This is a genomic window from Pseudoalteromonas sp. MQS005, from assembly GCF_001661605.1.
GTDB classification, from domain to species: Bacteria; Pseudomonadota; Gammaproteobacteria; order Enterobacterales; family Alteromonadaceae; genus Pseudoalteromonas; species Pseudoalteromonas tetraodonis.
This window is the reverse complement of record NZ_LYRQ01000074.1, coordinates 1-16,165: the sequence shown is the minus strand read 5'-3', so window position 1 is coordinate 16,165 and position 16,165 is coordinate 1. Positions and strand designations below refer to the sequence as shown.

Sequence of the window (16,165 nt, the reverse complement as noted above, 5' to 3'; positions counted from 1 at the left end):
TTATGTTTTTAAATGTATATTTTTAGTGTGTAGATGAGTAGGATGAAGTTTCTGTAGTTTCAAAACCACTAACATATAGCAAGAATGTATAATTGTGTTTTATACATTTATAAATTAACATCTCGAAAATTCAAACATAATGAAGCACCCACTATGAGTAGAAGAAATCAAGCAACGGTAGACCAAGAAGTTTCGTTCGGCATTGATGAAGAACTCGTTTCTACAACAGATTTACGAGGTGTTATCACTTATGCAAATGATAGCTTTTGTAAAGTTTCAGGGTATACCATTAATGAGTTGAAAGGGAAAAACCATAATATGGTTCGTCACCCAGAAATGCCTCCTGCGGCATTTGGAGATATGTGGTCTAACTTAAAAAGCGATACCGCATGGCGAGGAGCTGTAAAAAATAGATGTAAAGACGGGCGTTATTACTGGGTTGATGCATTTGTTACCCCTATTTACGAAAACGGTAAAAAAGTAGGTTATCAATCAGTTCGTCAACAGCTTCTGCCTGAATATAAAAACCGCGCAGAAAAGCTATACCAACGTTTAAACAACGGTCAATCAATTACGCCTTTAAGTGAAAAATTAGCTGCATTTAAGTTGCCGCTATTTATTGGCTGTGCAGCCTTAATTGCTTGGTTAACAAGTTACATGTTCTGGTTATGTTTGCTGTTTGTTCCTTTGCCTTTTATTATTTTTTATGAAGAATTAATTCGCTCGCAAAGTGCGCTTAAAGAAAGCCAAAAAGGCAGTGACAGTGTATCTCGTCATGTATACTCTGGCAGCGATAGCCTCAGCTATAGTGATTTTCAGATTAAATTACTTGAGGGTAAAGTAACCACCATTGTTGGGCGTATTATTGATGGCACTTTAAGCCTTAGCAAAGGAGCTGATTCGCTTAAAGTTTGTGCTGAAGCTGCGCAGGCTGGCGTTGAAAAAGAAGCGTCTGAATTACATCAGGTATCGTCTGCGGTCGAAGAAATGGTGCATTCAATTGATGAGGTCGCTAAAAATACCTTAGTAACCAACCAACGTGTTCAACAAGCTCATCAAGACTGCGAAAATGCAACGCAAGCTATGTCAGGCACCATGCGTGAAGTATCGTTACTCGCAACAGAAGTTGATAACTCAGCAAGTTCAGCGAGCGAGCTAGCAACAGAGGCTGAAAAAATTGGTGGCATAATGCAAGAGATACAAGGGATTGCCGACCAAACAAATTTACTTGCACTTAATGCGGCTATAGAAGCTGCGCGTGCCGGTGAGCACGGTAGAGGCTTCTCAGTTGTTGCTGACGAAGTACGTGCGCTTTCAAGCAGAACGCATACCGCCACAGAGCAAATTCAAATCTCTATCTCCGAAATGCAGTCTACGCTACTCAACTGGTCAAAAACAATGGAAGCGGGTAAACACGCTGCTGAAACATGTGTTAAAGAAACGCGTAATACTCAAGATATCGTATCAAAAGTATATGCGGCAATTACTGATATTTCTGATTTAGCAACGCAGATTTCAACGGCGGCTGAAGAGCAAAGCATGGTATCGCAAGAAATTAGCCGCAATATTTCCAATATTAGTAGCGCGTCTTCAGAAAACTTAGCCCAAGCGCATTGTGTAGGGGCAGAGTCTGATGCGATTGAAAAACACTCTAAATCGTTAGCATCACTCGGTCTTTCTTTCAAAGTAGGTTAGTAAAGTGAGCAAGAATAGCAAGCAGTTAGATATAGGCTCAGCCTATGATGTATCGTATTCTCAATGTGCGAATTTAAGTGCACAATTGAGAGTGCTGCAGCAAGAAATTAAAGCCGATTACTTATTTATTGCCTCTGTTGATGAAGCTAAATTAGCAACTACGCAGTTAGTTTTATGCAATGCCGAGGTGGTTGAAAACTTTTCTTACAGCCTTGAAGGTTCGCCATGTGAGCCCCTTTTAACCCAAAATGTATGTTTTATTACCCATGATTTACAGCAAAGTTACCCTGAAAATAGGCTGTTACAGGCAATCAATGCCAATGCCTATATTGGGGCGGCTATTTTAAATGATGATGGCTTACTAACAGGTGTCTTAGTGGGCCTGTATTTTAATGCGCATCAAAATTTAGAATCTTATAAATCAACCCTGTTAAGTTTTGCTAACTATACTAGTGTTTATTTACAAAAATGTTTCTTTGAAAATAAATCAAGTTCGCAAAAGCTGCTGACTGATGCAGTTGAAAGTATGGCAAAAGTGGGGAGTTGGCAATATACAGTTTTAACTGATGAATTATATTTTTCGCCTGAGGTTTATAAAATATATGCACTTGCTGCTAATACTAAAATAAATACGACTCAAGCCATCGCGCATTATGCGGGTGAAAAAGAACAAGCGCGTATAAACCAGTTGTTTAAGCGACTACAAACACTAGGGCTTCCTTATTGTGAGGACTTTGAGTTTGTAGATGCAAAAGGGCGAAAAAAATGGGTGCGTACTAGCGGGCAACCTGTTTTTGATATTAATAATGACTTAACTGCCGTTCAAGGTGCGTTTGAGGATGTTACCTTAGAGTACGAATTAAAAGCTAAGGTTGAAAATAAAAAAAACCGCCTTGAAGCTATTTTAAATAACCTAAATGATGCAGTGATCACTATTAATAAACAGGGTGTGATTGTTCACTGTAATTCAACTGCATTAACGATGTTTGGCTATCAGCAAAATGAAATGCTTGGTATATCGATTAATAACTTAATGCCAGAGCCTTATGCATCTAAACATCACTCGTATATGCGAAATTATGAGCAAACAGGGGAGGCTAAAATTATTGGTGTGGGTAGGCAACTACCTGCAAGAAAAAAAGACGGCACTATTTTTCAAATAGAATTGTCACTTACCAAAGCTGTTAATGACCAAAGCGTTGAATATATTGGCGTAGTGAGAGATATAAGCGAAAAGCTTGAAGCGCAAGACACTATCTATAACTTAGCTTATTCAGATCTTATTACCGGTTTAAAAAATAAACGCTGGTTTGAACGTGAATGCAGAAGTTTACTGCAAAGTGCTAGCATTAATAATGGTTATATATACGCTGCATTATTAGATATGGATAAGTTAGCGCAATTTAATTTTAAGTACGGAATTGAAGCGGGTAACGAGGCACTCATTTTAACGGCTAAAAAGTTATCCAATGCTACAAAGGGTGGGTACAAGTTATATAAAAGCGGAGTCGATTCTTTTTTAATTATAAGTGCCAATATAAGTAATGAGTTACCTTTTTTAGAAGAACAGCAACCAATCATAGACGCTAAAATATTAGCATTGGATAATTTCTCACATAAGATCAGTGATCTTGATGTAGTGTTGAGTGCTTCACTAGGCAGTACTATTATTGATGCGAGTAAAGACTCTTACGAGTCTTTATTTAACAAATTAGACTATGCACAAAAGCAAGCCAAAAAATTATCACCCTTTGGTCATTACTTTGCAGATTCAGATGCATTAAAACGTTACGAACGTACTAATAAGATTCACTATTTACTAATAAATGTTGATAAAAGTGATGAATTAACACTGGTACTACAGCCACAATTTATTAATGAAAATACCTTTAATTCAGCCGAAGCATTATTACGTTGGGATTCTGAGGAATTAGGCGTAATAAGCCCTGGGGAATTTATCCCCCTAGCAGAAGAGAGTGAAGCCATTATTAAAATTGGCGATTGGGTGATTGATCAAGTATGTAAGTTATTGCATCAAGTCGATTTATTAGGTAAAAGCACCTGTATTGCCGTTAACATTAGTGCCAAGCAAATTGTGGCTCCTGATTTTAAACAAAAGCTGTTGGCCAGTGTGCAAAAATGGCAGATATCGCCAACTAACTTAGTTATTGAACTGACTGAAACGACCTTAGTCTCCGACATTGAGTTAGTAAAAGAAACTATGCTTGAACTTAATAAAATGGGCTTTAGGTTTTCAATTGATGACTTTGGTACCGGCTATTCAAGTTTGAGCTATTTGAAAGAACTACCAATTTCAGAGCTTAAAATAGATAAGTACTTTGTTGACGGCATTATGGATGACGATGACAGCTCTAGCAAAACAATCGTTAACATGATTATCGACATGGCCAAAGCACTTGGCGTAAACAGCGTTGCCGAAGGGGTTGAAGAGATAGCCCAGTTTAATTATTTAAAACAACGCGGTTGTGACTTATTCCAAGGCTATTTATTTTCAAAACCACTCCCCGTAGAGCAGTGGAAAGACCGCCTTAAATAATATGTAGCAGCAACTTTATGTCGCGTCTTTTTAGGTTACGTGCTCAAAGCTTACGAGCGACGGGCTGCGAGATGCGGGTTAAGATTGATTGGTGTAGCAGCGACTTTATGCCGCGTCTCGAAACTCGAAACTCGAATCCCGAACCCCAAGCTTGCATATTTACAGTAGCAGCGATTTTACATCGCGTCTTTTAAAGACTCGGTGACGCGGGGTAAACCCGCTGCTACGTATCAAGTGTAATATTAAACATAAACGCAATCCCAATAAGGGTAATCTGCAACATTGGCTATTAACTTTGCCCTCAAAGGATTGGCAATAATATAACGAGCGCTTGCTATAAGATCTTCTTCATTACGAATTAAATGATCGTAATATCCTTTTTGCCACAATCTATAAACCTCAAACTGATAAAAACTCGCGGCAGTTCTACCTTTAAAAAGACGAACTATATTTGAAAGCGTATTGTTTGAAAGTATTTGAAATTGCCAATGTAAGTGGTCTGGCATAATAACAAATGCGATCGATTTTATTCGTTGTTCTCGTTCTAGCTCTCGCATATGTTTTATTAAACAACGATTCATATTAAGTTTAGTAAAAAGCTTATTACGATTATGGGATACCATAGTGACAATATAGCAGTGATTAGTTAAAGAAACCCTCCCTTTCCTGAGACGATAAGCCTTCTTCATAGCGAGTCCTTGCGTATAAAGAATAAAGTGTAGCAGCGATTTCACATCGCGTCTTTTTAAGGCACTATGACGCGGGGTAAACCCGCTGCTACGGGAGTTATTTTTTAATTTATGTAGCAGCGATTTTATATCGCGTCAGGGTTTTATAAAAGTATAAGTGAAAGTGAGACGCAGGGTAATATTTATAGTAGCAGCGACTTTATGTCGCGTCAGGGTTTTATAAAAGTATAAGTTAAAGTGGGACGCGGGATAATATTTATAGTAGCAGCTACTTTATGTCGCGTCAGGGTTTTATAAAAGTATAAGTTAAAGTGAGACGCAGGGTAATATCTATAGTAGCAGCGACTTTATGTCGCGTCAGGGTTTTATAAAAGTATAAGTTAAAGGATATAAGTAAACGCGGAGTAAAGACGCAAATAAGCTTAAGCAAACAGATAAGTCAGTATTATTTCTTTATTTAAGGTTTTTTTGGCTTAAAGCCGGGTAGATATAACTAAAAGATTAACTTTGGACATTACTGAGGGAACTTAGAAAATAGTGGGGCGATTGACGGGGCTCGAACCCGCGACAACCGGAATCACAATCCGGGGCTCTACCAACTGAGCTACAACCGCCACTACATACACCTTGTTTGGTGTGGCGCGCATAATACATAATATCCCCATGCTTGTGAAGCAAAAAATCAAAAAAATTAAACTTATTTTAAGTATTCTATATTTAAGCTATTGGCAACGGGCAACGGGCAACGGGCAACGGGCAACGGGCAACGGGCAACGGGCAACGGGCAACGGGCAGCTCGAATCCCTAATCCCGCGCAAGATTTTCTTCTCTGTGTAGCGCGTAGCGCCTCGGTGTACTCTGTGGTGCAAAAAATTAAAACACTATTTACCACAGAGGTCACAGAGTTCACAGAGGTAGAGATTAAAGACAAAGATTTTAGGTTTTAGGTAGAGATTAAGCCAAGCATGGTGTTTGTATTGAACGTGAGCGGTGGTTATCCCGCGCATTTTATTAAACCCTGCGCGAGGTAAACTCCCGCCTACGGGTATAAAAAACCTCGCTATATTAACCGTAAGGTTTTTAAATTCCTCGAACCTCGAACCTCGAACCTCGAATCCCGCACAAGATTTTCTTCTCTGTGTAGCGCCTCGGTGTACTCTGTGGTTCAAAATGGTTTGTAGGCGCTGGTTATCCCGCGCAGGTGGTTTTAGGTAATAAACTTATTCACAAAGAGGTTAAGAGACGCTGCGCTTTTAGAGCTAGTGAAAAACAATTAATCACTCGGGCTCATGGTTATTGTTTTCTCATTTACTCCTCATTCACCTCTCTTTGTGCAAAAAGATCTTAAAGAGATTTTATTCACCACAGAGGGTTAGAGCACACAGAGGAAATGATTAAAGACATGTTTTATTTGTTTTGTCTTCTCTGTGAAGCGCGTAGCGCCTCGGTGTACTCTGTGGTGCAAAAAATTAAAACACTATTTACCACAGAGGTTACAGAGTTCACAGAGGAAGAGATTAAAGACAAAGATTTTAGGTTTTAGGTAGAGATTAAGCCAAGCATGATGTTTGTATTGAACGTGAGCGCTGGTTATCCCGCGCATTTTATTAAACCCTGCGCGAGGTAAACTCCCGCCTACGGGTATAAAAAACCTTGCTATATTAACCGTAAGGTTTTTAAATTCCTCGAACCTTGTAAAACGCTGTTGCAAACACGTATTAAAGATTTACAATACAACAAACAATATCGCTAAACTGCTAAATAACACTATCAGGAGTTAATATGGATTCAATACTCAATTGGCTGAATGAAAATTCAGGCTTAATTTTACACTATGGTATTCAGGCAGTTATAGCGCTTGTTATATTTTTACTGGGTGGACGAATTGCTAAATTTTGTGCAAAGTTAACCGAAAAAGCATTCGACAAGAAAAAAGTAGATAAAGCGGTTTCATCGTTTGTCTCTAGTATTGTATATGCCATTGTATTTGCAGCCACTATTTTAATGGCGCTGTCACAAATTGGCATCGAAACCACGTCATTCATTGCTATTTTAGGTGCGGCAGGTTTAGCCGTTGGCTTAGCACTGCAAGGGTCGTTATCTAACTTTGCGTCAGGCGTATTAATTATTCTACTTCGCCCATTTAAATCAGGTGACTATGTTGAAGCGGGCGGCAAAGCCGGTACGATTAAAAAAATCGAAATATTCTCAACTGAAATGCGCACTCCTGACAACAAAGTAATTGTAATGCCAAATTCAAAAATCATGTCAGATGCAATCATTAACTACTCACGCGAAGCAACTCGCCGCGTTGACCTTGTGATTGGCGTTGGCTACGACGCCGACTTACGAAAAGCAAAAGAAGTACTTAAATCAGTGCTTGATAACGAACCGCGTATTTTAAAAGATCCTGCATACAACGTATCGGTTTCTGAACTTGCAGATTCAAGTGTTAACTTTATTGTGCGCCCGTGGGTTAAGTCAGAAGATTACTGGCCAACATATTGGTCGTTAATGGAAAACATTAAAATAGCGTTAGACGACGCAGACATTACTATTCCGTTCCCACAAATGGATGTTCATTTACATAAGCAAGACTAATTTTTAAAATATTTATTTTATTAAGGCAGCGATCATATGAGATTGGTTAGCATGTGCGCTGCTTTTTTTAATAAGTATACATATTATATTTACAGGGTTATTTTTTAATGAAACTTAAGCTTTTATCAATTTTAGTAGCAGCCTCAGCTACAACCAATGCATTTGCAGCAGAAGAAGAACAAAAAACCTGGGAAGTAACCAGTGAAGTAGGCGCTATTATTACCAGCGGTAATACCGAAACAACCACCCTAAAAGGTGGTATTAAAGTATTGCATAACCTAGAGTACTGGAACAACGAATACAAGCTAGACGGCATCTACAAAGAAGATGAAGTAGAAAACGACGACGGTACAAAAGAAAAACAGCGTACTAACGAAAAGTACTCTATTTCAGCGCAGGGTAATTACAAATTAAACGAAAAGCACGCTCATTTATTTATTTATGGGTCGCACGTATCTGATTACTTTGGCGCATACCGAAGTGAATCAGTTATTTCAGCGGGTTATGGTTTACGTTTACTAAACGAGTCAAACATGAAATTAAACGCTGAAATTGGTCCAGGTTATAAGTACTTTAAATACCCAGATGTAAGCGAAGAGGTTGATGAAAACGGCAACTCACTAGCGGGTGAATACGAAGGCGAAGTAATTGCCTTAGGTAAAGTAGATTTTAGCTGGAAAATTTCAGACAACGCACGTTTTACTCAGTTAGTGTCTGTTGAATATGGTGATACAAACACTAAAACTCGCTCAGAAACCGCACTGCTGACTAAAATTAATGGCTCACTACAAATGAAAGTAGCCTACAATATCACTAATAACTCAGATGTTGCTGACGATAAAGAAGCAACTGATACAGAGACCTCATTAACATTGGTGTATAGCTTTTAACCAATAGCGGTTTTAATAACAATTATGTAATAAAAGAGGCGGTTGCCTCTTTTTTAATTACGCGAAAATGGTGTATGATACGCGCATTATCGACTGTAGAACTAGGGAAATACCTACTCGTGAACTTTTTTAAATACTTTATTAGTGCGCTGATAATTATCAGCAGCTTTAACGCATTGGCTTTTACCCCAAGTGCATCGCAAATAGAGCAATTTAAAAAGTTGCCTAAGTCTCAGCAGCAGGCGCTTGCAAAACAGTACGGTGTTGATCTATCGGTAATAACTGGGTCAAGCCAATCAAGTAATCAACCTCAAGTTGAAGAACCAACAATCGGTCCTCGTTTAGTACAACAAGAGCAAGCAGCAAAAGCAGAACCATCAAAACAAAACCCTAATACAGTTAAGCCATTTGGCTATGACTTATTTGCCGGCGAACCCACCACATTCATGCCCAACGAAAACGCCGCAGTACCCGATACGTATTTAGTGGGGCGTGGCGATCAGCTATTAATCAACTTTTACGGTAAAGAAAGCGCAAGCTACGAAGTCATCGTTGATAGAGAAGGCCGAATTAACATTCCTGACTTGAGCCCAGTGCAAGTAGCTGGCTTAACCTTTGCAGAGGTTAAAGAGTTAATTAAACTAAAGGTAGAGCAAGAAGTTATAGGTGTAAAAGCGTTTGTATCACTTGGCCAGCTCCGCAGTATGCGAATTATGGTATTAGGTGAAGCATATAAACCTGGTAGTTACAGTGTGTCGTCGTTAACTACGGTATCGCATGCATTATTTGTAAGTGGCGGGGTGTCGGATATTGCATCACTGCGTAATATACAAGTAAAACGTGCTGGTAAAGTAGTAACTAACTTCGATTTATACGATTTACTTATTAGTGGTGATAGCAGCAACGATATAATTTTAAAACCTGGCGATGTAGTATTTGTGCCATCTGTTGGCTCGCAAGTAACCGTTGAAGGTTTAGTGAAACGCCCTGCTATTTTTGAGCTAAAAAAGGGCGAAACAGCCAAAGAGCTATTAGCTATGGCAGGCGGCCTAAAGCCGGGCGCTTATACTAAAAATGCCGTGGTAGAGCGTTTTAAAAACAACCGCAAAGAAGTACTTACCGTAGACTTTTCTGCTAGCAATATAAATTACATTCCGCAAGACGGCGATCGCATTCGTTTTAACACGGTAAGCGCACAATATAATAACGTTGTAAATTTAGTGGGGGCAGTAGTTCGCCCTGGCAGCTACCAGTGGTATGAAGGTAAGCGCATTTCCGACGTGTTAAAGTCGGTACGTGGTGATCTACTACAACAAGCTGATTTAAGTTATGGCTTAGTAATTCGTGAAATAAATATTAGTGGTGATATAGAAGTACATCAGTTTGATGTTGCGCAAGCCATTGTAAAAAATGCTAAAAACGACTTAACCCTTAACGCAAACGATAAAATTATTATATTTAGTGAGTTTGAGCAAAAGCAGCAAGAGCAACTTACTTTATCAACCACAGGCTCAGGTACTAAAAAAGATAAATCTATTGAGCAAGCTGCTCAAGATGAAAATAGTAACAATTTAAGCGCTGATAGTTATTCACCATACAGCCGTAATAATTTACTAGCGCCAATAATTAAACAGTTGAAGCAGCAAGCATCAACGAATAAAGCAATACAACTAGTAGAAATTAACGGCAAAGTAAGCCACCCGGGGGTTTACCCTTTAACCGTAAATGGCCGTGTAGTTGACTTAATAACAGCTGCTGGGGGCTTGTTAGAATCGGCTTACACCAAAGAAGCTGAAATAACCCGCATGATTGATGGCAATGCTTCACAAGTAGAACATGTAAAAATAAACCTTGAACAACTAATAGGTAGTAACGAAAGCAGCCTTACTTTGCAAAGCAAAGACAGCTTAAATATTTTTGCAATTCCTAACTGGCAAGAAAACGTAAAAGTAACACTTAAAGGCGAATTTAAATTTCCGGGTACGTATACCATACGCCGTGGTGAAACACTTAGTAACCTACTAGAGCGAGCAGGTGGTTTTAGCGACTTTGCAGAGCAAAATGCCGCTATATTTACTCGCTTATCGGTAAAGCAGCAAGAGCAGCAACAGCTGGCACGTTTAGCAACAGAGCTACGCCGTGATGTGGCATCAAAAAGCTTTCAAAATTCAGTCAGCACAAGTGCGCTATCGTATGATGAAATGGACAAGTTACTCAATGATCTGGTAAGTGTAGAAGCATTAGGCCGTTTGGTAATAGACCTGCCGCTTATTCAAAATAACCAGCAAACCTTAGTGCTTCAAGATGGTGACACTTTATATGTACCTAGCAAACGCGACTCTATTAGTGTTGTGGGTGAAGTAAACTACTCAACCACCCACCTTTATAAATCAGGCATAAGTGTTGATGACTACCTAGAACTAAGTGGTGGCTTAAAAGAGCGCGCTGATGACGACCGTATTTATATTATTAAAGCCAATGGCGCAGTAACCATACCTAACACAGGTAACTGGTTTGCCCCTGGTAATGAGCAAATGCTAGAACCAGGCGACACCATAGTAGTACCAATGGACGCAGGCCATATGGATAAGTTAACACTGTGGAGCACTGCAACGCAAATACTTTACCAACTAGGCGTAGCAGTAGCTGCTATAGGTAGTTTGTAATATAGGTAATAGGCGCAAGGAATAAATGGGTATTAGGCTCTAGGTACGAGGAAGACCTAGAACCTAAACCCTAGAACCTAGTTTTTTTTGTGGCGGGGCTTTACGCCGCGCAGGCTTTTCGTATCAGCGCGCAGCGCCTCGGTGTACTCTGTGGTTCAAAATAATTTTTAAAGCGGGGCTATGCCACGCTAATGTAGCAGCGACTTTATGTCGCGTTAAAGTGATTTTATTTACCACAGAGGTAAAGAGAACGCAGAGGAAAAGAGTAGTTATTAGCTGTTATTTTTCAGCAAGCTTTTTCTCGGTGTAGCGCGCAGCGCCTCAGTGTACTCTGTGGTTCAAAATGGTTTTGTAGATGGGGCTTTACGCTTCGCAAAGGTAGCAGCGACTTTATGTCGCGTCTGTTTGTGATTTTATTTACCACAGAGGTAAAGAGAACACAGAGGGGAAAAAAGCAGTTATTAGCTGTCATTTTTCAGCAAGCTTTTTCTCGGTGTAGCGCGCAGCGCCTCGGTGTACTCTGTGGTCCAAAATAATTTTGTAGGCCGGGCTTTACGCCCGCAGGTGTTTACTTAAAGACTATGAACCTAGAACCTAAAACCTAAAACCTAAAACCTAGAACCTAGAACCTAGGACCTAAAACCTAGGACCTAAAACCTATTTTTTTATCAGACCGTAGGAACTGCAACCTAGGGGCGGAAGCGTGCCCGAAGGGCTAGATAAGCAAATAGTTTTGCTTTCAAGCTGGAGCGAGAGGAGCTCTGCGACGAACTGGAACGTGAAGCGTGCCTGAAGGGCTAGATAAGCTTACAGCGACGAGCCTAGAGCCTAGAGCCTAGAGCTCGAAGCCCGAAGCTCGAAGCCTGAAGCCCAAAGCTCGAAGCCCGAAGCTCGAAGCTCTAAAATTAACTAACTGTAAAAACACTAAAACCTGCTACATTTTTACTTTAAAGTATTACTTTAGAGTTAAAAATGAAATACGAAAATCTAGAAGTTTGGCAAAGAGCATTTAAGTTAAGTTTATTAATTTATAAAAGCTTTAAGCAGCTCCAGGATTATGGTCTAAAAGATCAAATGTGTAGATGCTCTGTTTCTGTACCTAGCAATATTGCAGAGGGGATGGAAAGAGGTTTTGAAAAAGAAAAAACTCGCTTTTTATGGATTGCCAAAGGCTCCATAGGCGAATTAAAAACACAAGTTATGATTGCTTCAGAATTAGGATATATCAATAGCTTAAAAGCAGGTTATATTCTCGAAGAATGTGAGGTTATTGCAAAGATGCTAAGCAGATTAATAACGGTCATTAAAAATAGCTCTTAGCCAATAGCTCGCGGCCCGAAGCCACTTACTAGAACCACGAGACCCATATGAACAACCCAAGTACATTACAAAATAACGAGCCAATGCAAAATAATACACCTATGAATAACAACATTGCCGATGACGAAATAGACCTTCGCGAACTCTTTGCGGTCATTTGGCAGGGTAAGTGGCTAATTATAGCAATTACAACTTTATTTGCTGTTGCTTCAGTTTTTTACGCCATTAATCAACCAAACATTTATAAGTCAGAGGCACTGCTCGCTCCAGCAGAAGAGCAGCAAGGCGGTGGTTTAGGGGCCTTAGCTGGCCAGTTTGGTGGTTTAGCGAGCTTAGCGGGTGTTAACTTGGGTGGTGGCTCAAGTAACAAAGCTCAATTAGCCATTGAGGTATTAAAATCTCGCCAATTTACTAGCGATTTTATTAAAAAGCACAACATTCTTCCTGATTTAATGGCCGCTAAAACATGGAATATGGAAACGAACACCGTTGTGTACGATAACGAAATGTACGATGCTCAAAATAATAAATGGGTGCGTGAAGTAAAAGCCCCCTTTGCGCCTGAGCCTTCAATGCAAGAAGCGTACAAAGAGTTTAGTGAAATTTTAGCTGCCAGTACTGATAAAGAAACCGGTATGGTAAAAATCTCTGTAGAGCATGTGTCTCCTTATGTTGCCCAGCAATGGGTAAGCTGGTTAATACAAGATATAAATAAAACCATGAAGCAGCGTGATGTGTTAGAAGCACTAAAAAGCACTGAGTTTTTAACCCAGCAGCTAGAGCAAACCAAAATAGCCGATATTCGTGCTGTGCTATACAAGCTAGTTGAAGAGCAAACTAAAACCATTATGTTTGCTAAAGTACGCGACGAATACGTATTTAAAACAATTGATGCCGCATTAGTACCAGAAGAAAAGTTTAAACCTAAGCGCGCTCTAATTTGTGTGCTTGGCGTACTTTTAGGTGGAATGCTAAGTGTAATGATAGTATTGATCAGGCATTATGTAGGTAACTCTAAGTCTTAGAACTTAGTATCTAATCCCTGCGCGAGGTAAACTCTCGTTACAGGAATAAAAACCTTGTGTAAGGTGCAGTGTTTTATTTTACTAGCTGATAGCTAAATTTAATTTATTAAAGGATGAAAAAGTGAAAGTATTAACGGTATTCGGTACTCGCCCTGAAGCTATCAAAATGGCTCCATTGGTTCATGCTATTGCCGCAGATGAGCGCTTTGAATCAAAATGCTGTGTAACAGCGCAGCATCGTGAAATGCTAGACCAAGTACTTGAGCTGTTTAAAATCACGCCTGATTACGATTTAAATTTAATGAAAGCTGGGCAAACATTACCAGAAATAACCAGCCGTATTTTACTAGAGCTCACTCCGGTACTTAAAGAGTTCAAACCCGATGTAGTACTAGTACATGGAGACACGGCAACAACGTTTGCAGCAAGCTTAGCTGCATATTACGAGCAAATAGCAGTAGGGCATGTTGAGGCTGGTTTACGTACTGGTAATATTTACTCACCGTGGCCAGAAGAAGGAAATCGTAAATTAACAGGCTCCCTTACAAAGTATCATTTAGCACCAACAGAAAACTCAAAAGCTAACCTGCTTAAAGAAAATGTCGCGGCTGAAAATATATCGGTAACTGGTAATACGGTTATAGATGCACTTTTACTGGTTAAACAACAAATAGAAAGTGATACCGATTTAAGTAATACCTTAGCTGCGCAGTTCCCAATGCTTGATGAAAGCAAAAAGCTTATTTTAGTTACCGGCCACCGCCGTGAAAGCTTTGGTGGTGGCTTTGAACGCATTTGTGAGGCATTAGCACAAACAGCTAAAGCGCACCCAGATTGCCAAATACTTTACCCTGTACACTTGAACCCTAATGTACAAGAGCCAGTTAAGCGTATTTTAAATGATGTAAACAACGTGCATTTAATAGAGCCTCAGCAGTACTTACCCTTTGTGTATTTAATGAATCGCGCACATATAATTTTAACCGACTCAGGCGGTATTCAAGAAGAGGCACCAAGTTTAGGTAAGCCAGTACTGGTAATGCGTGATACAACCGAGCGCCCTGAAGCAGTAGACGCGGGTACAGTAAAATTGGTTGGCACCGATATAGCTAGAATAACCTCAGCATTGAATGAGTTATTAACTAATGACGAGTCATATAAAACAATGAGCCGCGCTCATAACCCGTATGGTGACGGTAAAGCGTGCCAACGTATTTGTGATATTCTAGTTGAATCAGGTGTATAACTGAAATCTCGGCTATATATTTTTTAATTAAGTGAGAAGTTAATTTTGTTGAGTAGTGACAATTAATAACTAGCTTGTAAGTAATGTTTATACAGGTTCAATAGTGACTTTCTTTTTATTTACAATAAATAGCTAATGAAAATGCTCATTATTTTCTAAATAACTTTAATACCAAGTGCACATACAAAAAACAAGTAAGCAATAAAAAGAAGTAAACAGAGTGATTAAAACCTATAAAAGATATCTAAAAAAGTGATTGAAAAATTAATAAAACTAAAACAGCACAGTGTAATTAAAAATAGTTTTGCTTTATTTTTATTGCAATTAGTAAATATGGTTGCACCACTTATGATACTCCCTTTTTTGTCAAGAGCACTAGGGATAGAGGGGTTCGGTATATTTATGCTAGTAATGTCTGCATCTTTGATAGGTGTCATTATTAGTGATTATGGCTTTACCCTTTCAGGTACTTATCAAATCTCGAGAAAGAGAGAAGACCATCAAGCTATAAGTAAAATTATTGGTGCTATTTTAACAATAAAAATAATACTTGTACTTGGAATTTTTATAGCGTTACTCATTATGAATAATTCCTTTCTTAACGGAAGTTATTCTAATAACCTTATTATTTTAGTCTGCTTAAATGTACTCGCGCAGGCAATGATCCCTACATGGTTTTTTCAAGGAATAGAAAATATGAAGCGGGTCACAATATATATGGTTTGCGCTAAATTATTTTATATAGTGCTAGTATTGGGCTTTGTTGATAATAAAGACGATGTCGAATTAGTAGTTTTATTTTTGTGTTTGAGTAATGTGTTAGCGATGTTAATAGCTTTATATTCTATTTATTCATGTAATTACTCAATAGCATATCCAGATTTAAATGAAATAAAAAAACAAGTCATTAAGAGCACCTCCTTTTTCCTATCCAGAGCCGCAGTATCACTATATACCACTGCTAATACTTTTATAGTTGGAGCATTCTCTGGTGTACAACAGGCTGCGATATTTGGAGCAAGCGAAAAATTATATTTGGCTTCGCAAAGCTTTACCAGCCCAATAGCACAAGCTTTGTTTCCTTACGTAGCTAAAAATAAATCATCAGGTGTTTTGTTCAAAATATTACCTGTCATTTTAGTGCCCCTTATTAGTGGTAGTGCAATAGTTGTAATGTGGTCAAATGAAATAATGGTTATTATTTTTGGAGAGCAATTTTCAAATTCGGGAGGGGTGTTACAGATATTTATATGTTTAACCTCAATAAACTTTATCAGTGTCATATTTGGTTATCCTGCTTTTGCTGCTATAGGAAGAGTTAGCGTAGCAAACTATACTGTTATTTTCGGAGCTTTTATTCATTTAATAGTAATTGTCATACTTGCTTACATAGGACAGATAACAGCTGAAAATGTTATACGGGCATTATTATTTACTGAAGTAATGGTTTTAATTTCACGCATCCTACTCTTTTAT

Annotated in this window: 10 protein-coding genes and 1 tRNA gene; 9 read left to right on the top strand and 2 right to left on the bottom strand. The window is 38.9% G+C overall.

The features are described from left to right. Positions 1-153: 153 nt before the first annotated feature. On the top strand, positions 154-1,695 hold the full coding sequence (locus A9479_RS18175) for a PAS domain-containing methyl-accepting chemotaxis protein (protein WP_064664196.1): 1,542 nt from the start codon (positions 154-156) through the stop codon (positions 1,693-1,695). A gap of 4 nt (positions 1,696-1,699) precedes the next feature. After that, positions 1,700-4,252 (top strand): EAL domain-containing protein, encoded by a 2,553-nt coding sequence (locus A9479_RS18170; protein WP_064664195.1) that lies wholly within the window; start codon positions 1,700-1,702, stop codon positions 4,250-4,252. A 242-nt stretch (positions 4,253-4,494) separates the two neighbouring features. Here the strand turns inward: A9479_RS18170 and A9479_RS18165 are convergent, their stop codons facing one another. Further along, positions 4,495-4,941, bottom strand: a complete 447-nt coding sequence (locus tag A9479_RS18165) for a transposase (protein ID WP_064664194.1) — start codon at positions 4,939-4,941, stop codon at positions 4,495-4,497. Between the two features lie 538 nt (positions 4,942-5,479). Continuing rightward, positions 5,480-5,555, bottom strand: a tRNA-His gene (locus A9479_RS18160). A gap of 1,168 nt (positions 5,556-6,723) precedes the next feature. Here A9479_RS18160 and A9479_RS18150 point away from each other — a divergent pair. The 7 genes from A9479_RS18150 to A9479_RS18120 form a co-directional block, all read left to right on the top strand. Next, positions 6,724-7,542: a mechanosensitive ion channel family protein gene (locus tag A9479_RS18150; RefSeq protein ID WP_008113937.1), complete on the top strand. Its 819-nt coding sequence runs from the start codon at positions 6,724-6,726 to the stop codon at positions 7,540-7,542. 107 nt (positions 7,543-7,649) lie between these two features. After that, positions 7,650-8,432 (top strand): YdiY family protein, encoded by a 783-nt coding sequence (locus tag A9479_RS18145; RefSeq protein ID WP_008467662.1) that lies wholly within the window; start codon positions 7,650-7,652, stop codon positions 8,430-8,432. Between the two features lie 119 nt (positions 8,433-8,551). Further along, positions 8,552-11,098, top strand: coding sequence for an SLBB domain-containing protein (locus A9479_RS18140; RefSeq protein ID WP_064664197.1), 2,547 nt, complete (start codon positions 8,552-8,554; stop codon positions 11,096-11,098). Positions 11,099-12,070: 972 nt separating this feature from the next. Further along, the gene (locus tag A9479_RS18135; protein WP_064664192.1) at positions 12,071-12,418 is read left to right on the top strand and encodes a four helix bundle protein; all 348 of its coding nucleotides are present in this window, start codon (positions 12,071-12,073) and stop codon (positions 12,416-12,418) included. A 47-nt stretch (positions 12,419-12,465) separates the two neighbouring features. Next, positions 12,466-13,443, top strand: coding sequence for a Wzz/FepE/Etk N-terminal domain-containing protein (locus A9479_RS18130; RefSeq protein ID WP_064664191.1), 978 nt, complete (start codon positions 12,466-12,468; stop codon positions 13,441-13,443). A gap of 121 nt (positions 13,444-13,564) precedes the next feature. Next, positions 13,565-14,689: a non-hydrolyzing UDP-N-acetylglucosamine 2-epimerase gene (gene wecB, locus A9479_RS18125; RefSeq protein WP_064664190.1), complete on the top strand. Its 1,125-nt coding sequence runs from the start codon at positions 13,565-13,567 to the stop codon at positions 14,687-14,689. Positions 14,690-14,941: 252 nt separating this feature from the next. Next, on the top strand, positions 14,942-16,165 hold a 1,224-nt coding region (locus A9479_RS18120; protein WP_064664189.1), incomplete at its 3' end, for an oligosaccharide flippase family protein.